The sequence below is a fragment of the Marinomonas epiphytica genome (genome assembly GCF_054780655.1).
This window is the reverse complement of the sequence record NZ_BAAGVX010000039.1, coordinates 217,029-239,656: the sequence shown is the minus strand read 5'-3', so window position 1 is coordinate 239,656 and position 22,628 is coordinate 217,029. Positions and strand designations below refer to the sequence as shown.

The following is a 22,628-nucleotide window of genomic DNA, read 5'->3' as shown; positions in this document are numbered from 1 at the left end:
ATGAAAAGACAAAGGCTGCGTCAGCAGCCTTTGTTAAAATGCTTATTTTGCATTCATTAGAGCGATGGTGTTATCTAACATGCGGTTAGAGAAGCCCCACTCGTTATCATACCAAGCCATTACTTTAACAAGCTTACCTTGTACGCGAGTTTGAGTCGCATCAAAGTTAGAAGTGAAGGTGTTGTGGTTGAAGTCAGAAGAAACAAGTGGCTCGTGATTAACTTGTAGAACTTGAGCAAGTGTAGCGTCTTCTTTAATTGCGTTTTCAATAATGCTGTTTACTTCTTCTACAGTTGTTTCACGTGGTGCAGAGAAAGTAAGGTCAACAAGAGAAACATTGATTGTTGGAACGCGAACCGCCATACCATCGAACTTACCCACTAATTCTGGAACAACTAGGCCAACGGCAGCTGCCGCACCTGTTTTACTTGGGATCATGTTCATTGCCGCTGCACGTGCGCGGTATAGGTCGTCATGGTACACATCTGATAAACGTTGGTCGTTAGTGTAAGCATGAATAGTCGTCATTAAACCGCTTTCAATACCAAGCTTGTCGCTTAGTGGTTTCGCAATTGGCGCTAGGCAGTTAGTAGTACAAGATGCGTTAGAGATAACGGTCATGTCAGAGGTTAGAACGTCTTGGTTCACACCGTAAACAACTGTTGCATCAACTTCTTTACCTGGTGCAGAAATGATAACTTTCTTAGCACCAGCTGAAATATGAGCGCTGGCTTTTTCTTTAGTGGTGAAGAAACCAGTACACTCATAAACTACATCTACACCCAACTCTGCCCAAGGAAGGTCTGCTGGATTGCGCTCAGAAAAGGTACGGATTTTATCTTGGTTTATGTATAGCGCTTCATCGTCAAAAGTAACGTCTTCATTAAAACGACCGTGAACAGTGTCGTATTTAGTCAGGTGAGCGTTTGTCTTAGAATCACCTAGGTCGTTTATGGCAACCACTTGGATTTGGTCTCTTTTACCTGATTCGTAAAGCGCTCGTAGAGTGTTACGACCAATACGTCCATATCCATTAATTGCTACCTTAATTGTCATGTTCACCTCTGAGTAACTAATTTTTAATGCCTGTTATTTTTCAAACAAGTTCGAAAATGAAAATTTCTTGTAAGTAAAAATACTACAAAACACGTTTTTTAAGCAAGGATTAGTGTGTGTTTTCCTTTGTTTTGAGTGTTTTTTAAACTATTTTGAAGCTTGTTCTCATGTATATCTTATTTTTGTTACAAAATAATGTTAACTAAGAATAAAAAAGTACATGAAATTGCTTTTGTGAAATTAAATTACAGTTTTATGGTGATTAGATGGGGTGAATTTAACAAAAGAGCTTTATTAGTGCGTTTTTTGTAGTAATATTACATAAAATTTATTCCGATTCAGTGGTGGAAGCTGAAAGGTAATGAACTGGAGTCAGTCATGAATCAAACCGTACTAAATGTAACGAATACTATTATTGAACGCAGTAAAACGCTTCGTCAGCAATACTTAAAAGATATGAAACAAGCTGAGCAACAGGGACCTCACCGTGGTGCCTTGTCGTGCGGTAACCTTGCTCATGGCTTTGCCGCTTGCCAACCACAAGAGAAGCAAACACTTACGTTAATGGAGCAAGCAAACGTGGGTATTGTATCTTCTTACAATGATATGTTGTCTGCTCATCAGCCATACGAAAACTATCCTGATAAAATTCGTGCAGCAGTTAAGGAAATGGGGTCAATTGCTCAGTTTGCGGGCGGTGTACCAGCAATGTGTGATGGTGTAACTCAAGGTCAAGACGGAATGGAGCTTAGCTTGTTCAGTCGTGACAACATTGCTCAGGGTGCTGCAATTGCTTTATCTCATAACATGTTTGACTCTGCAGTTTTCTTAGGGATATGTGACAAAATTGTCCCTGGGCTTTTGATTGCCGCATTACGCTTCGGGCACCTGCCAAGTTTGTTTATTCCTGCAGGGCCAATGCATTCTGGTATCTCAAATGCAGAAAAAGCTGCAGTACGTCAGCGTTTTGCAAAAGGGCAGGCAAGCCGCGATGAATTGCTTGCTGCCGAATCAGCTTCTTATCACAGTGCAGGTACATGTACTTTTTATGGTACAGCAAACTCAAACCAGCTACTTGTTGAGATGATGGGTTTACAGTTACCTGGCTCTTCCTTTGTGAATCCGAACGATCCTCTGCGTGAGGCTCTGACAAAACATGCCGCTCAATTGGCGACTAAAATTACCGCTCTTGGTCGTGATTATCGTCCGATGTATGACATTGTAGATGAGCGCAGTATTGTAAACTCGATCGTTGGCTTGTTAGCAACAGGAGGGTCAACTAACCACACGATGCACATTGTTGCCTATGCTCGTGCTGCTGGCATCATTGTTACTTGGGATGACTTTGCAGAGCTTTCAAAAGTCGTGCCGTTATTAACTCGAATTTACCCTAATGGCCAAGCCGATATTAACCACTTCCATGCGGCAGGTGGTATGGCTTACCTTGTGAAGCAATTGCTCAAGGGTGGTTTGCTACATGAAGATGTTAATACCATTGTTGGCCGAGGTTTGTCTAATTACGCTAAAGAACCTTTCTTGGAAGGTGAGCAAGTAGTCTGGCGAGACGGATCAGAAAGCAGCCTAGACGAGGATGTTGTACGTCCAATTGAAAATCCATTTAGTAAAGAAGGTGGACTAGCCCTATTGAAAGGTAATCTGGGCCGTTCGGTGATTAAAGTATCTGCTGTAAAAGAAGAGAACCGTGTAATTGAAGCTCCTGCCGCTGTTTTTCATGATCAGAATGCTTTAGCTGATGCGATCTCTAGTGGTAAATTAAAGCGAGACTGTATTGCGGTAGTGCGTTTTCAAGGCCCGAAGGCGCTCGGGATGCCTGAGCTACATAAACTGACGCCATTTTTAGGTAATTTGCAAGACCAAGGTTATAAGGTTGCCCTTGTAACAGATGGGCGTATGTCTGGTGCTTCTGGTAAGGTTCCAGCCGCGATACATTTGACACCTGAAGCCTTAGACGGTGGTCTGATTGCCAAGATTCAAGATGGTGATTTACTTCGTTTAGATGCAAATGAAGGCACGCTATCACTCTTGTTATCTGAGCAAGAGCTTGAAGGTCGTGAAGCAGCAAGCCAAAACTTAACTAACTCTCATCAAGGGATGGGAAGAGAATTGTTCAGTGCACAACGTATGTTTGTAAGTGGTGCAGAACAAGGAGCATGTAGCCTCTTTAATGACTAACGGTTCCTCTGATTGTTAGTATTTATACTAACGACGGTGTTTCAGGGCTTACTCATGTAAGCCCTTTTTTTTGCTGTAAATAAGGCACAAAAAAACCGAGCGACGTATGGCTCGGTTTTTTAGGTTCGATGAATTTAATCTAAGGTCTTGAGAGATTGCTCGTAGTCATCGAAGGATTGTTTTACTTCTTCGTCAGGCTCACCGCTAACTAAGCTCACGACTACAATTGCGATCGTTGATAGAATGAAACCAGGAACGATTTCATATAAATCAAACCAACCACCAGATAGCTGCTTCCAAATTACAATAGTTACGCCACCTACAATAATACCCGCTAAAGCGCCATTGCGGTTCATGTTGCGCCAGAATAAGCTCAGGATAATGGCCGGGCCAAATGCTGCACCGAAGCCAGCCCATGCATAAGACACTAGACCAAGTACAGAGCTATTTGGATTCAAGGCAAGTATTAGAGCTAGGATAGAGATACCGATAACAGCAAAACGACCAATATTGACAATTTGTTTTTGCGAGGCATTACGGTTGAACAGTTGCTTGTAGAAGTCTTCAGCCAAGGCAGAAGAAGAAACAAGTAACTGAGAGTCTGCCGTACTCATAATCGCTGCTAAGATAGCGGCAAGCAAAATACCGGCAATAACAGGGTGGAACACAGCGTTAACCAGAACCATGAAGATTTTTTCGCCATCGTTTAAGTTGCCCGCTAGGTTACTGTCTACATAAACAATGCCCACAAAGCCAATTAACAGTGCGCCGGCCATTGATAAGAAAGTCCAAGTCACTGCAATACGGCGTGCTGTTGCAATGTCTTTGTTGGAACGTGAAGCTTTAAAACGCGCTAGAATGTGTGGCTGACCGAAGTACCCCAGACCCCATGCAACAAGGGAAAGAATAGCAATGGCACTTAGTGGCTCGCCTTTTACGTCATTCCAAAGGGTTAGTAGCTCAGGGTTTTTAATGGTAATGGTTTCAGATAGCTGAGAGAAACCACCGTCCATAGCAATTAATGGTACGATAATCAGTGCCGCGGACATCATTAGGCCTTGAATAAGGTCTGTCCAAGCAACGGCTAAGAAACCACCAAATAATGTGTATGACACGACACATACTGTACCTATGATCACTGCGTAGGTGTAGTCTAGACCAAATACGGTTTCAAACAGCTTGCCGCCTGCCACTAAACCTGAGCTGGTATAGAAAAGGAAAAATAGCAGAATAAATATCGCTGAGATAATTTGGATAGCTTTAGTGTTATCTTTGAAGCGGCTAGATAAAAATGCCGGCAGTGTTAAAGAGTTATCTGCTTGAATGCTGTATGTACGTAGGCGTTTTGCACAAATTAACCAGTTTAGCCACGTTCCTACTAATAAGCCGCCTGCTAACCAAACAGACTCTAAGCCTGATGCAAATGCGTAACCAGGCAAGCCAAGTAGCAGCCAGCCACTCATGTCAGATGCGCCAGCCGATAAAGCGGTTGGCCAAGGGCCTAAGGAGCGACCGCCTAGGAAGTAATCTTCTGAGTTGGATGTTTGTTTGTAAGCGTAAAGCCCAATGCCTAGCATAACAACGAGGTATGCTAAGAAGGTGAGGCTAATTGCAAAGCTACTTTCTATCATTCTTATTGTCTCCAAAGCAACTTAAAGAAACATCTATGTCTGTTTGAGTTGCTCTTTTCTTATATGAGTTATTGGTCTGAACATTACATGAGTTGTGCCCACGCTATTCAGTATGTTGACAAAAATTGAACATTTTTAATGCAATTTAAGGCTAGCGGAAGATTCTAGGTATCGTGAGGTAGATAATCTTTCAAGAAACTATCGAAAACTTGCAAAAAAGTCCGTTTTGTCTGCTGGGCTTAGTTTAAATGTCATAAATTTGGTAAGCAATGATTGAAGTAAAAAAAACGCCCCAAAAAGGAGCGTTCTTGTTGTTGCTATCAGAGAAAAATGACTTACTTTTTTTCTTCTTTTGGTAAACGTGTATCTTGTACGCTTAGTTTTAGCTTTTTCAGATGTGCATTAAACTCTGGCCCACGTTTTAACAATACACCGGTAGCCAGAGCGTCGATGAGAGTTAGGTAGACAATACGTGAGCTCATTGGTGTATAAATGTCGGTGTCTTCTGTTTCTTCAATAGGAAGTACGATCGAACAATGCTCTGTTAATGGGGAGTTTGGGTTGGTAATACCAATAACTGAAGCCCCGGCTTCTCGTGCTACCCGAGCGGTTTCTAACAGAGGGACAGTTCGGCCAGTATAAGAAATAATAACGACCGCATCACCTGGGTGTGTTCCCGCTGCAGCCATGCGTTGAACCAAGATATCCGTGTAGGCAACAACCGGCATGTTTAGTCGGAAAAATTTATGATGAGCGTCTTTTGCTACTGGCCCCGATGCGCCTAACCCGTAAAACTCAATGCGCCTAGCTTGCGCTAAAACGTCGACAGCACGGCTAATCAAAGATTCAGGCAGTAGCTCTTGTGCCCGAGTCAGGTTGTTTTTGGCTGCTTCGAAAATTTTGCTGGTGACCGCTCCTGGTGCATCATCTGGCTCAACATTTAAATTTACATAGGGGGTACCTGTCGCAAGACTTTGAGCAAGTGATACTTTAAAATCCGGGAAACCACTGCCAATTAAGCTTCTACAAAAACGGTTAACAGTGGGTTCACTTACTTGAGCTCTTGCGGCTAACTTGGCAATACTAGAGTGGATAGTGGACTTTGGGTCAGCAAGAATGGCTTCAGCCACTTTTCTTTCAGACTTGCTTAAAGTGCTTAAGCGCTCTTGTATTTTACGAATGATGTCTTCGTGTTTATTCATTGATCTACTTCAATCTATTGACTTGGATATTCCTATTATTCATTCTGACAGCCAGTGAAGGTTCTGGCAATAAAATGATATAAAAATGCACCCACAAATGAAGTATTTTTACTACATAAAGTCACTTTTACCAAAGTCGCAGTCAATTGAGCTGGTTCTTCTAACAGAGGGCTATACCAATCAGACTTTTTTGGTTTTGTCAGACAAGTGCCCCAAATTAATACTTAGAGAAGTGGGGATCGATACTGGCTTATTTCAAATTAGCCGAACAACAGAATTACGCGTATTAAAAGCAGTGTCGGATTTGGGAATTGCTCCTGCTTTACTGTGGCATGACGAGCAGGGGAATATGATTTCTCAATACGTTGAAAAAAACACAGCTGAATGGGGAGCTGGATTAAGTGCATTTAGCCAAGCTAGGTTAGTTGAGCATATGCAGCACTATCATTCGCTTCAATTAGAGCAGGTGAGCTTTTATGATGTTTTTGAAGGGCTGGAGCGATTTTTTTATCAAATAGATAGGCACTTACCTCAACATTCTGAATTACGATCTGAGCTTAACTATTTACAAGAGTGCTGCTCCACTTTGTGCGCCCCGCGGGCGTCTGACTTTGTGCTTTGTCATAACGATTTAAACCCTAAAAACATTTTGTTTGATGAAAACTCAATTTCTATTATTGACTGGGAGTATGCCGGTTATGGAGAGGCTCTTTTTGACTTCGCTGTTGTTGTCCACTCTCATAGCCTTTCGAAGTTGCAAGCACGACAGCTGTTAATTGATTACTATGGTCATAACCATCTTTCCGAAAAAGAGCAAGATTTAGCGGTTTACATCAAGGGATATGCTTTGCGAGAGATGGCCTGGATGCTGTTAAAGCACATAACAGATGACAAGGACAGGACTTCTCTTTCAGGATATTATGGCTACAAACACAGCGGTCAGTGGAATCCTTTTAATAAACACTTGAGTAAATGAATGACATTACCTAATGATTGGGCAACCTACTTGTCTGAAGAGCATAACAAAGCGTATTTTTTGGAATTAAATAACTTTTTAGATACCCAAAGAGCGCAGGGAAAGGTTATTTATCCTGCTGAGGAAAGTTATTTTTCTGCTTTGGAATTAACCTCTTTTGAGCAGCTAAAAGTTGTGATTATAGGCCAAGACCCTTATCACGGTGCGGGGCAAGCTCATGGCTTGGCTTTTTCAGTCCAACCTGGGATAAAAGTCCCTCCATCCTTGTTAAATATTTATAAAGAGCTGCAGTCAGATTTACAGATTCCCATGGCAAATCATGGCAATCTAGTCAGTTGGGCCTCACAGGGCGTGCTGTTGCTGAATAGCATATTAACGGTAGAGGAAAGCAAAGCGGGGTCACATCAGAATAAAGGTTGGGAAGTTTACACAGATAAAATTATCGAAGTCATTAACCAACACCATAGTGGCGTGGTATTTCTTTTGTGGGGGGCTTATGCTCAAAAGAAAGGCCAGATTATCGATCGCGAACGTCATTGTGTGTTAGAAACTGTGCATCCGTCACCTTTGTCAGCAAGAAGAGGTTTTTTAGGCTGTGGTCATTTCTCTAAAGCGAACGAGTATTTACAAAGCCAAGGTAAGCAGGCAATAGATTGGTCATTGCCTGCTTATATGGCTCAAGCCGATTTATTTAATCAATAGCATAGGGAAGGGGAATGTACCTAACTTCTTGGCCATCTAGAGTGATGGGGCCAGTTTCTTCTGGTGATGAATTTAGGATAACCTGAGCCAGAGAAAAGTTTTCGCTACTTGCTATGTTGAGCACTTGAATGGCTTCTTTAGCGTGCTGATCCAGTAGTTTCGCCCCTTCAACCAATTCATTCTCTAGCAGAACGAGAGCAAGTTGTTTTTTCGATTTTCCGCGATACTGCATACGAGCCACAATTTCTTGGCCAGTGTAACAGCCTTTAGTAAAGCTAATGCCACCAGAACTTTGCATGTTTATCCACTGGGGCAGAACATTTTCACTTTGTTCAAGCGTTACTAGTGGGCGGGCATAGGATAAGCGTAACAAAGGGGCGAGATGAGGGTTTTCTACGGGCAGCTCGTTTCCTGCAGAGCAAAGCATGAATTTTGCTTCTACTGGTGATTTAGCGGTCAGTATTTGTAAACAATCATCTTTAAGAGCTAAAGAAAATTCATGGTTATCTGGCTCATTTGACTGAGTGGGTCCAAAATGTTCATAAATATGAAAGTCTGAGCTACCGTCTTCAATGTTGGTTTTGAAAAATACAGCGTATTTTTTCAGATGAGTAATGACTTTTTCTATGAGTGCTTTATCAAGCACTAGCAAAACCGATTCGTCTTGCAGTAAAGCAAAGAAATTAGCAATGATACGACCTTTGACATTGCATAATGCCCCGTATAGACCGTTAGTGTCCGAGAGAGTCGAGAAGTCGCTGGTGGTCTGACCTTGTAAAAGTTTAATGGCATCTTGTCCTGAAACTCGGATGATGCCAAGGTCTGGCGCAAGTGCTGTTACAGAAGAATCAAACAGTGTTTCGAGAGCTTTAAAATGTGAGGTCATGACTTGCTCCAAGCACAAAAGGAAGAGGTGCCTCCATACATAATGCTAATTTTGTGTTTTTCAATGGTCTTTAACACTCATCGTTATACTGATTTTTTATTCTTAGTATGTCGCTGAGTTTTTCTTCGAGTAATGGTGGTAAAGCTGGGTCAAAGTGTTTGCCCGCTTGCTCTTTGATAAGCTGAATAGCCTCTTCCACACTCCATGCTTCTTTATAGGGGCGTTTGCTGGTCAGGGCGTCAAATACATCTGCTATTGCCACTATGCGGCCTTCTATTGGAATGTCCTCTCCAGCAAGACCATTAGGGTAGCCACTACCATCCCATTTCTCGTGATGGGTTAAAGCAATAGTTCTTGCGAGTTCAATGATGGCGGAACGAGGATTAGCAAGAATTTCACCACCAATGCGAGTGTGCTCTTTCATAGTAGAAAACTCTTCCTCTGTAAGTCTGTCAGGCTTGAGGAGAATTTGATCCGAAATTCCTACTTTGCCAATGTCGTGCATTGGGGCTGCTAACATAAGTTGTTCTGCTTCGACTTCAGAAAAGCCGTAAGCAAGGGCAATTTCTTTTGTATATCGGCTCATGCGCTGTACATGATGACCAGTATCGTTATCACGGTATTCAGCCGCTAAAACTAGGCGCTGAATAAGCTCTAAATGCGCTTCATGAAGTTCTGCTGCTTGAATCAGAGATAAATGATTTTTAACTCTAGCGAGTACGATGGCTGGAACAACGGGTTTAGTAATGTAGTCAACTGCACCCATGTTAAAGCCAGTTTCTTCATCGGCTGAGTCTCTTAGAGCAGTAACAAATATAATCGGAATATCTTTATGTTTAGGGCTTTGCTTAAGTTGCTGGCAGACTTCTAACCCTGTCATGTCCGGCATCATGACATCGAGAAGAATCAAATCAATGGATTCCTTTTCGACTAGATCCAAAGCGGCTTGCCCAGAGCGAGCGAAAGATAACGTGTAGTGGTCTTGCAGTATGTGGCGTAATACCCGTAGGTTGGTTGGCTCATCGTCCACCAATAAAATACGTGGCTGGGGCTGATAACCTGATTTCATTAGTTGCTCTCTAGTATCGAGTTAAGTTGCTCTAAGTGAGAAATAGCGTCATCAAACTCAAAGTCAGCAATGGCATTACTTGCTTCAATGCCAAGTGGCTTGTGTTCCGCAGGTAGCACTTGTACCAATAACTCTAGTTTATTGTCGTCAATTTCGCCTGAATGAGTTAAGCGGATAATATCTTGCACTAGATTGAGCACATCTTGTTCAGACATTGTGCTGATCAAAGTGCCGGAATCATCCTCAGTAGCCATCGGGTGGGTTTTTTTAAGCTCTGCTAGCTCTTCACTAAAATCATTAAATTCTTGGGTAAAGAGTTGAAGTGCATTGATACAAGCTATTCCATCTAGGGCTTTGGCTGACTCTTCTATTTCTAAGGCCCTTTGACTCACTTCTAAAAGAGCAAGATTACTCGATGAGCCTTTCACGGCATGAGCAGCTTGCCTTACTTCATCAAATGCTTGATTATCAATTCCAGCTTGTAACTTAGCAGAAAACTGATGGTTCAGTTCGTAAAAACGATTGAGCTCAGTGAGATATATAGGTAACTCTCCCCATAATGTAAGAGCTTTATTTAGGTGGATTTGCTTTCTGCTCTTCTCGACTGTTTCTGTCGAGTCTATGGACAGCTCTTCCAGAATAAGCTCTGTATTTAAAACTCTTGCCATTTCTTCCGTAAGGGCAGAAACATCGATTGGCTTGTTAGCAAAACCATCCATGCCTGCATCCTGAGCTTCGAGTTTGTCTTCTAGAAGCACGTTGGCGGTTAAGGCAATAATAGGTGTCGGTTTTAGTTTTTGCTGCTCTTCAATTTTACGAATTTCTCTGCTCGCAGATAAACCGTCCATTTTAGGCATTTGAATATCCATTAAAATGATATCTGGCTTAACCGAAAGGAAGGTTTCAATTGCCTCTAACCCATTGCTAGCCTTAAATACAGTATGGTTGTGGCGTTTCAGAATGATTTCCAAAAGAGTAATGTTTTGTTCTACATCATCTGCAACAAGCACGGTTTTTGGTGATAGCTTAGCAATCGTTTTAGTCGCTTTTTTACTTGGTAATTGACTTTCCTCAAGCGGTATAGAAAAACTAAATGTGCTGCCTTTTCCGATCGTGCTGTGAGCGCTAATAGTTCCCCCCATCAGGTCTACTAACTGTTTAGAAATAGTGGTTCCAAGTCCTGTTCCACCAAAGCGACGGCTCATAGATGCGTCGGCTTGGGTAAAGGGGTCAAAAATGCTATCGAGACGCTCTTGTTCAATACCTATGCCTGTATCTTGCACAGTAAACTGAATAAGTTGGTCGTGAGTTCTTGTAATGTCGAGAGTAACCTTACCTTGCTCTGTAAACTTGATGGCATTGCCAAGCAGGTTCATCAAAACCTGACGGATACGGTCACCAGCCCCGTAGTAGGCTTTAGCAATGTCGTTTGCTATGTTGAAAGAAAGGTCCAGGTTCTTACTTTTAGCTTGCAGCCAAAGTGTAGATATTGCACTGTCGACGGTGTCGTGAATACTAAATACATGTTCATCTAATTCAAGCTTATTCTTGTCCAGTTTAGCGCTATCTAAAATGTCATTTAATAAATGCAGTAAAGAGCGTGCAGATTTACTGATGGTACTGATATGGCGCTTGTTATCATCAGTTAAGTTAGATTCTAGCAAGATGTCAGAGAAGCCTATAATCGCATTCATAGGGGTGCGAATCTCGTGGCTCATGTTGGCCAAAAAGGCTGATTTACTTTCTGCAGAGGCCTCAGCTTTGACTTTTGCCTTTCGTAAATCTTCTTCCATTTCCACTCTTGAAGAAATATCAAGGATGACACCGTCAACCCAACTCTCTCCGTCGTCATCTTTGACGAGCGAACCGTTTTCTAACACCCAAATATAGTGCCCATGCTTGTGTTTTAAACGGTACTCTACCGTATAAACACTCTTATTTTCTATTGCTTGTTGGATCGTGTTCTGGGTACGCTCTTGATCTTCGAGGTGGATAAGTTGATTGGGAGTAATGGTACCTTGATAGAAGTCTTGCACCTTCCAGCCAGATAGCTCTTCGACGGCCTCGCTGATAAAAATAACTTTCCATTTTTCGCTTGCTTGGCAACGAAAAGAAGCGCCAGGAATATTCTTAATCAGGGAACTATATTGTTCTTCGCTTTCCCTTATTTTTCTTTCCATTTCCTTGCGGGCTGTAATGTCTGTCACAAAGCCGACAAAAAGTGGTTTCATACCTTCTAGTTCAACATGCCCGACACCTAAGCGAATTGGGAATACTTTGCCTTTTTTGTCTATCGCCGTTACTTCTTGATCAGAACCTATGATTTTCTTATTGCCTGTTCTATGAAAGTTGCTAAGGTAACTGTCGTGTTCTTTTTGATAGGGTTGTGGCATCAGCATAGACACATTTTTACCCATAACCTCCGCCTCCTGCCAGCCAAAAATTGTCTCGGCAGCTTTGTTAAAAGCTCGGATGCAGCCAGTGTGGTCAATGGTGATAATGCCATCAATTGCTGTATCTAACGTTGTTTTTAATCTTAATTCATCCGATGTTTTCTCTATTAATAACTGACGATAACGAAGCTGAGAGGTGATGTTTGTAGCGAGAATGGACACTAATAAAGTAATAATAGAAACGGCGAGCGAGAGAAATTTCGTATCGACACCTTGTTCTACTTCAGCCATTTGGTGAGACATATCCATTATGAATCGAGCACCTGTCATGCCAGCATAATGCATCGCAGAAATGGCTGTACCCATGATTAGGGCGCTAATTGTATTGGTAATATTAATATTAAGATCAGGGTGTTTCTCAAGAATATAATGGCGAACAGACAAGGCAAGAATCGCTAGCACCACTGCAATGACAATAGAAAAACCAAACCATAACGGGTCATATCTTAGAATGACGCCCATCTCCATGGCAGCCATTCCTATATAGTGCATACTACCAATACCAGCGCCAACGGATGTACCGCCGAGAATAATTAATAGAGGAGTAACTTTAGGGAGAATAAGGATTCTCAACGCAATGTAAGCCGCTAGAATACATGGCGCAATTGAAACTAGCGTTAAGAATGGATCGTAGACTACTGCATGCCCCATATCGTAGGCAAGCATGCCGACAAAGTGCATGCTCCAGATGCCGCCTGCCATGACACAAGCGCCACTGATGAGTGCAATGTTTTTGTGACTTCGCAAAACAATGTGTTTAGCAACGCTTGCAAAACGCAATGCGAAGAAAGAAGCGGTAATCGCTAGAAAGATGGAAACGCATACTAAAATGGTGTCGTAAGTACCTAGCATGACGTGTTGATCACTTGTGTCAAACACAAAGTAGCTTTGTAACCAATTCATAATATAAGATCACCGTCTCTAGTAGCGTAGTATAAAAAACAATTATGTATGATTTTTACACTTACTTAAAGTTACATTGACCTTAAAGTCAAGTAATTCACTTAGCTACTTGCAAGCTAGCGTATTAAAAAGCTTATAAGAGCCATTTACTGGTTAGGCATTAAGACATGCTTGCTTGGGGTAACCTTATATAGCCGTTTAGCGCTAACTCTTGACCTAACTAGTGAGTGATTGCTCGCTCTAGCCTTACATTGCTTTGAACGCGAAAATCTCTAGGGGTTACACCTTTAAGCTCATGGAAGCGTCGATTAAAGTTTGCCACATTGTTAAAGCCGACTTGAAAGCAAATTGAAGCAATCTGTTGATCTGTTTCTGTTAATAAGCTGCATGCTCGGCTAACGCGTACGCGATTCACAAATTCAATAAAGCGGTTTCCAGTGGCTTTTTTGAAAAAGCGGGAAAAGTGGCTGTCAGACATATTTACTAGGCTGGCAGCGCTCGACAAGCTGATGTCTTGGCTGTAGTTTTGGGAAACGTAGTCTACTACGGTATTGATTTTGCTTTGCAGTGCTTCATTAGATTTTAAGTCAATCTGTACTGTCGACAGTAGTCGATAGTCAGGGCTCTTTGACAGTTTTTGCAAGAAAGGCAAAGCCACAATTAAGCGTTGTAAGCCTTTGGTGTGCTTAACCTCTCTGAATAGCTCCCTGATTTCTTCAGGGTCGATATTCATAAACTCTATGCCAGACTTAGCACGATTAAGCATAGGCAGTACTTCGGCAAGTTCTGGGATGATTTTCATTCCATCCGAAAAAGACTCATGATCAAAGCGGATGATCATGTCTCTAAGTTGTACAGCACCTTGGTCATTCTGGCAGATCCAGTTATGGGGAAGTCGTGGCCCAGTTAAAATAAGTTGGCCAGGGGAATAGTTTCCAATGTAGTCTCCTACGAAAACTTTACCACTGGTGGCAACAATAAAATGTAGCTCATAATCATCATGGGCATGCCAACGAATCAAGTCACTTGGGAAGCCGTGCTCTTGATAGCGGATGGTCTCAACATGACCTTCAGCAATTTCGTATTCGGGAGCGGATTGTTTGATAATTTGAGTCATAGTATTAATCGCCTGGTTTTACAATGTCAGAATAACCTTCCATTGCTTATATTATTATCAACAATACATGGTTGATAAGCAGTGATGAGAGCCCCCATCACTGCTTATTTTACCATAGCATTGTTAGCGACTGAACGTTGCTAAGCTGGATTCAATGGCACTTTTTAGGTCGTGACTAAATTCAGGGTGGTTTGCGCTTAAGTCTCCCCACAAGAAAGTGTCCGATATAAAGTTATCAAGCCCTTTTTCACTGTCTAAGAAGGCTTCAACACTGGCCATATTCGGCTCATGGTAGCCAATATGTGTTTTGCCTTGGTTAAACAAGTGAATGAAAGTAAACCAGCTAGCGATGCCTTGGAGTGTCTTAGTCGGCTTCTTACCGAGTTTATATATACCTTCTAGTGTCGGCCTGACAAAAATCGGAAATTTAGCGTAGCCGTCACCACATATTCTTTCCACTGTGTCACCAATGTTGGCGTTGCTAAATCTCTGACCAATGATGTTGGCATAGGTCGGTAAGTCAACAATAGATTCGCCTAAGGCTGGAATGGCGTCTTCTGCAACAAAGCCTTCGAAGTAGCTTTTAAGCTCCTGGTCTCGCATTGCTTCATCAAAGTAGGTAAGCCCTTTTAGGGCGGCCTGGTAAGTAACACAAGTATGACCAGCGTTCAGAATACGAATTTTAGCTTCTTCAAAAGGGTCGACTTCAGCAACCAGTTGGACTCCGACCTGACCAAGGGCGGGTTTTTCTCCTGCAAAGTTGTCTTCTACAACCCATTGGATGAAATCTTCTCCCATGACGGTCATGTCATCCGTCATACCAAAACGTTGGCTAACGTCATCATTGTGAATTTGGTTGGGTTTCGGTGTTATGCGGTCCACCATGGAGCAAGGGAAAGAAACATTCTCACTTACCCAAGAGGCAAGTTGTTGATCTTTCTTAGCTTCAATAAACTGCATCAGTCCTGCTTTAAGTAAGTGCCCATTGTGGCGCAGGTTGTCACAACAAAGCAGGGTGATTTTAGCACCACAAGTTGAGCTTCTAAGCTTTAATCCTGCGTATAAAAAGGCATATAAGGTATTACGCGCACCTTCAATGTCCTCTGCAATCGCCGGGTGATCCAGCATTAGATGGCGGTTCTCGTCTAGGTAATAGCCACCTTCAGTAACAGTGGAGGTCACTAGCTGAGTTGTCTTATTGGCCATAGCCTGATCAACTTTTTCAGGCTCTTTAGCACCATCAATTTGCTCTATTAAGGAGCGAATATGTTCGTAAACAGAGTCACCATTAGGGGACATTGTCTTTAAGATATACTCTCCATCTTGGGCTATGAATTTCGCAAAAGCATCGCTATCTTGTGGACGAATATTAACCCCAGTAATTCCCCAGTTTTTTTGCTCTGGGTGCGATAACAGGCGATCAAAATAGACTGCTTGATGAGCGCGATGAAAGGCTCCAACACCTAGGTGAATAACCCCTGACGTAATGTCTTCTTTATTGTAATTCTGAGCAGAGAGCTGCTCAGAATTAATGTTCGCTTGAAGAAAATTTGCCATTTTATGCTTCCTCAGGAATCACAGAAACAACTCGGTCGTTTTCATTAAATAAGATCACTTCTGACTCATCTATTTGTATGTTGACCGCCTGACCGTCTTTCAATTCACTGCGCGCAGAGGCTTTTACAATGATCGTTTGACCGCTATTGAGTTGAATGTGAGCGTAAGCTTCAGAACCAAGGTGTTCAATAAGCTCAACAATGCCTGATATCTGCCCACCACTTTCAACCAGAGTCATATGTTCTGGACGAATACCTAAGACAACAGAGCTTGGGATTTGGCCGGGTAGACGTTGTTCAGGGAAGCTCACCTGACTGCCTAATAGTTTCAGTTGTAATTGATCACCTTCACGAACGATCTGGTCAACTGGCATCAAGTTCATTTTTGGTGTGCCAATGAACTCTGCAACAAAGCGGCTGTTGGGTTGACGATATAGTTCAAGAGGGGTTCCTACTTGCTCTATTTGGCCAGCATTCAAAATAACAACTCGGTCAGCCAGTGTCATCGCTTCAACCTGATCGTGTGTTACATAGATCATGGTTGTACCTAATTTCTTGTGCAGGCGAGCCAGTTCTAAGCGCATTTGAACACGTAAAGCAGCATCTAGGTTCGATAAAGGTTCATCGAAAAGAAAGACTTTAGGCTGGCGAACAATGGCACGACCAATGGCAACACGCTGACGTTGTCCGCCAGACAGCTCTTTAGGTTTACGCTCTAGCAATGCGTCCAACTGTAATGAAGCTGACACCGAACGAACTTTTTCTTGAATTTCTTCGTCAGGCACTTTAGCCAGACGAAGTGCAAAAGATAGGTTATCGGCCACCGTCATGTGCGGATACAAGGCGTAAGATTGGAATACCATGGCTAGGTCTCGTTTCGAAGACGCTAGTTCAGTGATGTCACGTCCATCGAGCTCAATTGTTCCGCCTGTAGAGCTTTCTAATCCGGCAATGGTTCTCAGTAGAGTAGATTTACCACAGCCTGATGGCCCTACGAAAACAACGAACTCACCTTCTGTAATGGATAAATTGATACCGCGTAGAGCGTGGTAGCTGTCGTAGTGTTTCTGTAATTCTGTAATCGCTAAGTAACTCATAATCTTTCTTCCTAATAATTATTTTACGGCACCGAAGGTGAGGCCTTGGACAAGTTGTTTTTGGCAGAACCAGCCAAAGATAACGATAGGGGCACAAGCCAGTGTCGAAGCTGCTGATAGTTTGGCCCAGAACAAGCCTTCAGGGCTTGAGTAAGAAGCAATCATGGCTGTTAGTGGGGCCGCTTCAGATGCTGTTAAGTTAAGAGACCAGAAGGCTTCATTCCAACATAGAACAATGGATAGAAGTCCAGTTGAGGCAATACCACCTACAGATAACGGCAATACTACTTTTGCTATTTCATCCCAAGGTGTTGCACCGTCCATGCGGGCAGCCTCTAGTATTTCTTTTGGTAAGTCTTTGAAATATGAGAACAACATCCAAATAATGATAGGCAGATTCATCAAGGTAAAGATAATGATCAAGCCTAAGCGTGAATCCAATAGGCCAAAGTCACGGCTAAGGATGTAAATAGGTACGAGTACCCCTACAGCAGGTAGCATTTTCGTAGAGAGCATCCATAACAAGATGTCCTTCGTCTTCTTACCGGGAAAGAAAGCCATAGAGTAGGCGGCTGGTACCGCAATAATCAAGGCAATCAAGGTTGAGCCGAATGACGTAATTACCGAGTTCATAGCGTGGTGAAGGTAGTTACTACGCTCCTGTACCACAGAGAAGTTTTCCAAGGTCGGTTCAAAGAACAGAGCGGGTGGAATAGAGATCGCCTGTAACTCCGTTTTAAAAGACGTGATAAACATCCAAAAAATCGGAAAGAAAAGCACCAAGGCGATAAGCCATGAGCAGGTACCTGTGATAAGAGTTTTGAGTTTGCGTTGTTGATTAAGAGTCATCTTATTTACCTCACACCGTTAAATTTTTGCCGACGGCACGAATTAAGAAAAAGGCAACGATATTGGCCAGCAACACTGCGAATAAACCACCTGCAGATGCCACACCTACATCGTATTGAAGTAGTGCTTGGTTATAAATTAAGTATGCAAGGTTAGTACTGTCGTAACCTGGACCACCGCCAGTGGATACAAAGATTTCAGCAAACACGGCCAGTAAGAAAATCGTTTCGATCATGATCACAACCGCAATTGGGCGAGCCAAGTGTGGAATAGTAAGGTAACGGAAAATATGCCAACCTGTTGCACCGTCCATTTGCGCGGCTTCTTTTTGTTCAGTGTCCTGGGATTGAAGGGCTGTCACAAAAACCAAGATTGCAAATGGTAGCCACTGCCAACTGACCATAATAATGATGGAGGCAAGAGGGAAGTCAGAAAGCCAATCTATGGGTTCTAGGCCGAGGCTCTGTGATATCCAGGCAAAAATACCGTATACCGGATTCATCATCATGTTCTTCCAGATTAGGGCGTTAACCGTTGGCATGATGAAGAAAGGAGAAATTAATAACACTCGAACGATGTTTTGGCCAAAAAATGGTTTGTCGATAAGTGCTGATAATGCCACCCCTAAAACCACAGTGATGATCAGCACTGATAGTAATAAAATTAGTGTGTTGGCAACCGCCGCCACAAATCCAGGGTCCGTAATGAAGAACTCAAAGTTCATCCAGCCGACGAAGTTATTGTTGCCTGGGTACAATAAGTTGTAGCGAATAGTTGAAAAATAAATGGTCATTGATAGTGGAACTATCATCCAGACCAATAATAGTATGACGGATGGCGCCATCAATAAGCGAGTAATTGAGCGCTTCATAGTGTGTTCCCTTATGATAAGCGAGGATATAGGCCTTAGTACTAGGCGGGCAGTAAATATAGGAAGTAGGGGAGCCCTACTTCCTATTTAGCGTTGGCTAGTAGTAACCAGCTTGACGCATTTGACGATCAGCTGAAATATTCGCTGATTTTAGGGCTTGATCTACTGAGGTGCTGCCAGCAAGGGCGCCAGAGATCATTTGTCCAGCCGTAGTACCAATTGCTTGGAACTCAGGAATGGCAGCAAACTGTACACCTACATAAGGAGACGGTTTCAAGGTGCTATCCGAAGGGTTAGCAGAGTTAATTGCTTTTAGTTCAGCTTCTGCAAACACCGCTGCTTCTTGGAATTTAGGGTTCGCGTAAGTACTTGCGCGAGTACCTGTTGGCACTGCTGCCCAACCATTAGTCTCACCCACTAGGTCGATGTACTCTTTAGACGTTGCCCAGCGTACGAATTTTTGTGCTGCATCAGCATTTTTCGTAGCGGCAGGAATGCCTAGAGCCCAAGACCATAACCAGTTAGCCCCTTTTTCTGTTACAGAAATAGGAGACTGCGCGAAGCCTACTTGATCAGCAACTTTACTTTGTGATGGGTCAGTTACAAAAGACGCGGCGATAGTCGCATCAATCCACATACCACACTTACCAGCATTGAATAGAGCTAAGCTTTCGTTAAAGCTGTTGCTGCTTGAACCTGGAGGACCGTACTCGTTTAGTAGGTCAACGTAGAAGTTAACGGCAGATTTCCACTCAGAAGATTCTAATTGTGGTTTCCAGTTCTCATCAAACCAGCGAGCACCGAAAGAGTTAGCCATGGTCGTCATGAACGCCATGTTGTCACCCCAGCCAGCTTTACCACGAAGACAGATACCGTAAATACCTTCTTCTGGGTTGTTTACCGCTGCGGCAACATCACGAATGTGTTCCCAAGAATCACGGTCGTTAATCTCCATGCCAGCGTTTTTTACAAGGTCTTTGCGGTACATAACCATTGAGCTTTCACCGTAGAATGGGGAAGCGAACATGGTTCCATTGTAAGAAAGGCCGTCACGGATTGAAGGTAGAATGTCTTCTTTGTCGTATGCGCCGCTTGTATCCACTGGGCGTAACCATCCACGTTCACCCCAAATAGGAGCTTCGTACATACCGATAGTCATGACATCGTACAAGCCACTTTTGTTGGCGATATCTTGGGTGACGTTCTGACGTAGAACACCCTCTTCAAGAGTTACCCATTTAACTTTAATATCTGGATTGGCTTTTTCAAAAACTGGCGTCAATTTCTGCATTTCAATCATATGGCCATTGTTTACAGTGGCAATTGTGATTTCAGTTTGTGCGAAAGCACTGGCTGCAGTCATTGCTGTAGATAAAGATACCGCTAGAGTTACGGCATTCTTAGTAAGGCTTTTCATAGGTTTCTCCCTTCAAGGGTGTAGTTGTTTTTATGTTTTACCTAACACTTAATTGTTTATATCAAGCGTTAGGTAAATATAAATGACTCATTAAATGAACAGCTAATACATAAAAATTTGATATTGATACTTTTTTGTTTTGTCTGTTTGTTTTATGGGGTTATATGAGAAAAAAAATATCTCTGTAAACTTTTTTTGCTCTATGTAATTGATTTTTTGCTAATGTAACTGCAAAAAAGTATTGTAAAACTTGTGGTTCAATTGTGCGCTAAAGTCAGTTTAAGGAGGTATAATCTCTTTTAGAAGCTGTTATCTCTTGGAGTAATGAATGAGTAATTCCGATATCTCAATGACATTTCAACGTTTAAAGTGGCATTGCCGACGTGGCATGTTGGAGTTAGATGTCTTGTTAGAGCCTTTTCTAGAAGATGTGTTTGAAACACTGGAGGAGGACGATAAGAAAAGGTTCAACAAGTTAGTATTGTGTGAAGATCAAGAAATTTTCCCTTGGTTTATGCAGAGAGAGGTGCCTGAGGATCCTGACCTAGCTCGCATTGTTAATATTATTTTGACCCGTGTGCAACCTGAAAACTACCAAGCTTAAGTGGTCTTTGTTAAGTGCCTGTTTGTGGCTCATGCTTTTAGTGTGCTGCATCTTGTCTTTGAACATTTATCGTTTTTCACCTCAGTTAAGGGTGTCCCTTTTAATAGGATGCGCAGGACTTGTGCTGGTTTATCTACTGATTTCGCTGCGTGCGCGCTACAGAGTGGGGATAGATGAAAGTGGTGCGTATTTACTGTATAAAGGACAACGCAACAGGCTTGAATTTGTGCGTGTGAATGGCTTCCAGCTCATCGCAAGGGTTTATGATAAAAATGACTCAGTGAGGTTATGGAATCCATATATTGCTATTTATAGGGATGGTTTAGACAGAGTTAGTTACCAAATTTTAAGGTCATTTGGCGCTCAGCAAATACTGATGCGCCAACAGAATAAGGAAAAATAACTCTTTTATCAGGATTTAGGCGTCAAAACAGTGGGGGTAGAGCTGTCTTGGCGTTCAGGATAGTCTAACGTGTAGTGTAATCCACGGCTTTCTTTTCTATCCATTGCTGACTTAATGATGAGGTAAGCTACGGTCACCAGATTGCGCAGTTCTAGTAAGTCGTTTGAGATCTTGTAGTTTGTATAAAACTCGTGAATCTCAGAATGCAATAAATCAACCCGATGTTTTGCCCTTAGTAAACGTTTGTCGGTGCGAACAATACCCACATAATCCCACATAAAACGCCTTAGTTCTTGCCAGTTGTGAGCGATCACTACATCTTCATCAGAGTCTGTAACTTGAGTCTCATCCCAGTCTGGAATAGTGACTGTATTCGTTGCTTGCTGGTTGGCTAAAATGTGAGTGGCCGCCGATCGAGCGTAGACGATACATTCTAATAAAGAATTGCTGGCCAATCGGTTTGCGCCATGCAAGCCAGTGTAGGCTGTTTCTCCAACGGCATATAAGTTTTGAATGTCTGTCGCACCGTTATTGTCGACCATCACACCACCGCAAGTGTAGTGGGCGGCAGGTACGACAGGGATCGCCTGTTTAGTCATGTCGTAACCATATTCCAAGCAACGTTTATAAATGGTTGGAAAATGCTCTTTTATAAAATGTTCATCCTTATGGGAAATATCTAGCAGAACATGGTTAATGCCTAGGCGTTTCATTTCATGGTCTATCGCTCTGGCAACAATGTCTCTTGGAGCCAGCTCAGCTCTAGCATCAAAATTAGGCATGAAGCGTGTTCCATCAGGAAGGCGTAACTTGCCACCTTCACCCCGAACGGCTTCTGAAATCAAAAAGGTTTTGGCTTTGGCATCGTATAGGCAAGTTGGATGGAACTGATTGAATTCCATATTGGCGACTCGACAACCCGCGCGCCAAGCCATTGCAATGCCATCCCCCGACGCCGTGTCAGGGTTGCTAGTATAAAGGTATACCTTGCTACTGCCACCGCAAGCTAGTGTGATGTGCTGACCATGAAAAACATCAACCGAATCTGTGGCTATGTTAAAAGCATATAACCCAATTGCTTTATTTGGCTCTACTGTATTCCCTAATTTGTGGGTGGTAATGACATCAATCGCAACTCGATCTGGGAAAAACTCAATATTAGGGTGATTGAGGGCGTTTTTAATTAAGGTGGTTGAAATTGCTTTACCCGTTGCGTCAGCACTGTGAATTATACGTCTATGACTGTGACCACCTTCTTTAGTCAAATGGTAGTTGTCATTTTCTTCATTGCGGGTAAAGGGCACACCTTGCTCAATTAACCAGTCAATGCTCGCTTTTGAATGCTCAATAGTGAAACGAATCGCCTCTGGATTACCCAGCTCAGCACCTGCATTTATCGTGTCTTGAATGTGTGAGTCAATCGTATCTTTTTCGGAAAGTACTGCCGCGACGCCCCCTTGGGCATACAGAGTGGAGCCTTCACGAATGTCTGATTTAGTGAGGATAGCAACCTTTTTATGATTGGCAAGCTCTAGAGCAAGGGTGAGTCCTGCCGCGCCTGCCCCTATGATGACAATATCGTGCTGAAAGTGTTGGCTCATTGTTTCTGTCTAGTAATAAGTGAAATAGTGTTAGTATTGTTG

Annotated in this window: 18 protein-coding genes; 5 read left to right on the top strand and 13 right to left on the bottom strand. The window is 42.7% G+C overall.

Annotation, left to right across the window (positions count from 1 at the left end):
• Window positions 1-42 precede the first annotated feature (42 nt).
• Complete coding sequence (gene gap / locus ACYVGZ_RS15600) at window positions 43-1,056, bottom strand: type I glyceraldehyde-3-phosphate dehydrogenase (RefSeq protein ID WP_460757673.1); 1,014 nt, start codon at window positions 1,054-1,056, stop codon at window positions 43-45.
• A gap of 378 nt (window positions 1,057-1,434) precedes the next feature.
• Between gap and edd the strand changes: the two genes are divergently transcribed.
• Window positions 1,435-3,249 (top strand): phosphogluconate dehydratase, encoded by a 1,815-nt coding sequence (gene edd / locus ACYVGZ_RS15595; protein ID WP_460757671.1) that lies wholly within the window; start codon window positions 1,435-1,437, stop codon window positions 3,247-3,249.
• A 134-nt stretch (window positions 3,250-3,383) separates the two neighbouring features.
• Here the strand turns inward: edd and putP are convergent, their stop codons facing one another.
• Together putP and hexR are read right to left on the bottom strand one after the other, a co-directional pair.
• Window positions 3,384-4,880 (bottom strand): sodium/proline symporter PutP, encoded by a 1,497-nt coding sequence (gene putP / locus ACYVGZ_RS15590; protein WP_460757668.1) that lies wholly within the window; start codon window positions 4,878-4,880, stop codon window positions 3,384-3,386.
• 335 nt (window positions 4,881-5,215) lie between these two features.
• Window positions 5,216-6,082, bottom strand: a complete 867-nt coding sequence (hexR, locus tag ACYVGZ_RS15585) for a transcriptional regulator HexR (RefSeq protein WP_460757664.1) — start codon at window positions 6,080-6,082, stop codon at window positions 5,216-5,218.
• A gap of 97 nt (window positions 6,083-6,179) precedes the next feature.
• Between hexR and ACYVGZ_RS15580 the strand changes: the two genes are divergently transcribed.
• A complete protein-coding gene (locus ACYVGZ_RS15580; RefSeq protein ID WP_460757662.1) occupies window positions 6,180-7,058 on the top strand; it encodes a phosphotransferase in 879 nt (292 codons plus the stop codon).
• Window positions 7,059-7,760, top strand: coding sequence for a uracil-DNA glycosylase (gene ung / locus ACYVGZ_RS15575; RefSeq protein ID WP_460757660.1), 702 nt, complete (start codon window positions 7,059-7,061; stop codon window positions 7,758-7,760).
• Here ung and ygfZ read toward each other — a convergent pair.
• The 9 genes from ygfZ to ACYVGZ_RS15530 form a co-directional block, all read right to left on the bottom strand.
• Window positions 7,750-8,646, bottom strand: coding sequence for a CAF17-like 4Fe-4S cluster assembly/insertion protein YgfZ (ygfZ, locus tag ACYVGZ_RS15570; protein ID WP_460757657.1), 897 nt, complete (start codon window positions 8,644-8,646; stop codon window positions 7,750-7,752). The two genes, ung and ygfZ, sit on opposite strands and share 11 nt — an antisense overlap.
• Before the next feature lie 70 nt (window positions 8,647-8,716).
• Window positions 8,717-9,715, bottom strand: a complete 999-nt coding sequence (locus tag ACYVGZ_RS15565; protein ID WP_460757655.1) for a response regulator — start codon at window positions 9,713-9,715, stop codon at window positions 8,717-8,719.
• Window positions 9,715-13,071, bottom strand: coding sequence for a PAS domain S-box protein (locus ACYVGZ_RS15560; protein ID WP_460757652.1), 3,357 nt, complete (start codon window positions 13,069-13,071; stop codon window positions 9,715-9,717). The genes ACYVGZ_RS15565 and ACYVGZ_RS15560 overlap by 1 nt, the downstream gene beginning before the upstream one ends.
• A gap of 220 nt (window positions 13,072-13,291) precedes the next feature.
• Window positions 13,292-14,188, bottom strand: coding sequence for a helix-turn-helix domain-containing protein (locus ACYVGZ_RS15555; protein ID WP_460757649.1), 897 nt, complete (start codon window positions 14,186-14,188; stop codon window positions 13,292-13,294).
• A 123-nt stretch (window positions 14,189-14,311) separates the two neighbouring features.
• Window positions 14,312-15,745, bottom strand: a complete 1,434-nt coding sequence (locus tag ACYVGZ_RS15550) for a mannitol dehydrogenase family protein (protein ID WP_460757647.1) — start codon at window positions 15,743-15,745, stop codon at window positions 14,312-14,314.
• 1 nt (window position 15,746) lies between these two features.
• The gene (locus ACYVGZ_RS15545; RefSeq protein WP_460757644.1) at window positions 15,747-16,841 is read right to left on the bottom strand and encodes an ABC transporter ATP-binding protein; all 1,095 of its coding nucleotides are present in this window, start codon (window positions 16,839-16,841) and stop codon (window positions 15,747-15,749) included.
• A gap of 18 nt (window positions 16,842-16,859) precedes the next feature.
• Window positions 16,860-17,690 carry a carbohydrate ABC transporter permease gene (locus ACYVGZ_RS15540; RefSeq protein ID WP_460757642.1) on the bottom strand — a complete coding sequence of 277 codons (831 nt, stop codon included), beginning with the start codon at window positions 17,688-17,690 and terminating at the stop codon, window positions 16,860-16,862.
• A gap of 10 nt (window positions 17,691-17,700) precedes the next feature.
• Window positions 17,701-18,561: a carbohydrate ABC transporter permease gene (locus ACYVGZ_RS15535; RefSeq protein WP_460757639.1), complete on the bottom strand. Its 861-nt coding sequence runs from the start codon at window positions 18,559-18,561 to the stop codon at window positions 17,701-17,703.
• Between the two features lie 97 nt (window positions 18,562-18,658).
• Window positions 18,659-19,978 carry an ABC transporter substrate-binding protein gene (locus tag ACYVGZ_RS15530; protein ID WP_460757636.1) on the bottom strand — a complete coding sequence of 440 codons (1,320 nt, stop codon included), beginning with the start codon at window positions 19,976-19,978 and terminating at the stop codon, window positions 18,659-18,661.
• Window positions 19,979-20,306: 328 nt separating this feature from the next.
• Here ACYVGZ_RS15530 and ACYVGZ_RS15525 point away from each other — a divergent pair, with 328 nt between their 5' ends.
• Both ACYVGZ_RS15525 and ACYVGZ_RS15520 read left to right on the top strand, forming a co-directional pair.
• Window positions 20,307-20,582, top strand: coding sequence for an FAD assembly factor SdhE (locus tag ACYVGZ_RS15525; protein ID WP_460757633.1), 276 nt, complete (start codon window positions 20,307-20,309; stop codon window positions 20,580-20,582).
• A gap of 121 nt (window positions 20,583-20,703) precedes the next feature.
• On the top strand, window positions 20,704-20,985 hold the full coding sequence (locus ACYVGZ_RS15520) for a hypothetical protein (RefSeq protein WP_460757631.1): 282 nt from the start codon (window positions 20,704-20,706) through the stop codon (window positions 20,983-20,985).
• An 8-nt stretch (window positions 20,986-20,993) separates the two neighbouring features.
• Here ACYVGZ_RS15520 and nadB read toward each other — a convergent pair whose 3' ends face one another.
• The gene (gene nadB / locus ACYVGZ_RS15515) at window positions 20,994-22,586 is read right to left on the bottom strand and encodes an L-aspartate oxidase (protein WP_460757628.1); all 1,593 of its coding nucleotides are present in this window, start codon (window positions 22,584-22,586) and stop codon (window positions 20,994-20,996) included.
• Window positions 22,587-22,628 lie beyond the last annotated feature (42 nt).

Coding starts and splice junctions, on each gene's coding strand:
- ACYVGZ_RS15580 (WP_460757662.1), top strand. CDS start 6,180: ATGAAGTATTTTTACTACATAAAGTCACTTTTACCAAAGTCGCAGTCA.
- ACYVGZ_RS15535 (WP_460757639.1), bottom strand. CDS start 18,561: ATGAAGCGCTCAATTACTCGCTTATTGATGGCGCCATCCGTCATACTA.
- ung (WP_460757660.1), top strand. CDS start 7,059: ATGACATTACCTAATGATTGGGCAACCTACTTGTCTGAAGAGCATAAC.
- hexR (WP_460757664.1), bottom strand. CDS start 6,082: ATGAATAAACACGAAGACATCATTCGTAAAATACAAGAGCGCTTAAGC.
- putP (WP_460757668.1), bottom strand. CDS start 4,880: ATGATAGAAAGTAGCTTTGCAATTAGCCTCACCTTCTTAGCATACCTC.
- ACYVGZ_RS15560 (WP_460757652.1), bottom strand. CDS start 13,071: ATGAATTGGTTACAAAGCTACTTTGTGTTTGACACAAGTGATCAACAC.
- ACYVGZ_RS15565 (WP_460757655.1), bottom strand. CDS start 9,715: ATGAAATCAGGTTATCAGCCCCAGCCACGTATTTTATTGGTGGACGAT.
- ACYVGZ_RS15555 (WP_460757649.1), bottom strand. CDS start 14,188: ATGACTCAAATTATCAAACAATCCGCTCCCGAATACGAAATTGCTGAA.
- ACYVGZ_RS15540 (WP_460757642.1), bottom strand. CDS start 17,690: ATGACTCTTAATCAACAACGCAAACTCAAAACTCTTATCACAGGTACC.
- nadB (WP_460757628.1), bottom strand. CDS start 22,586: ATGAGCCAACACTTTCAGCACGATATTGTCATCATAGGGGCAGGCGCG.
- ACYVGZ_RS15530 (WP_460757636.1), bottom strand. CDS start 19,978: ATGAAAAGCCTTACTAAGAATGCCGTAACTCTAGCGGTATCTTTATCT.
- ACYVGZ_RS15525 (WP_460757633.1), top strand. CDS start 20,307: ATGAGTAATTCCGATATCTCAATGACATTTCAACGTTTAAAGTGGCAT.
- ygfZ (WP_460757657.1), bottom strand. CDS start 8,646: ATGACCTCACATTTTAAAGCTCTCGAAACACTGTTTGATTCTTCTGTA.
- gap (WP_460757673.1), bottom strand. CDS start 1,056: ATGACAATTAAGGTAGCAATTAATGGATATGGACGTATTGGTCGTAAC.
- edd (WP_460757671.1), top strand. CDS start 1,435: ATGAATCAAACCGTACTAAATGTAACGAATACTATTATTGAACGCAGT.
- ACYVGZ_RS15550 (WP_460757647.1), bottom strand. CDS start 15,745: ATGGCAAATTTTCTTCAAGCGAACATTAATTCTGAGCAGCTCTCTGCT.
- ACYVGZ_RS15545 (WP_460757644.1), bottom strand. CDS start 16,841: ATGAGTTACTTAGCGATTACAGAATTACAGAAACACTACGACAGCTAC.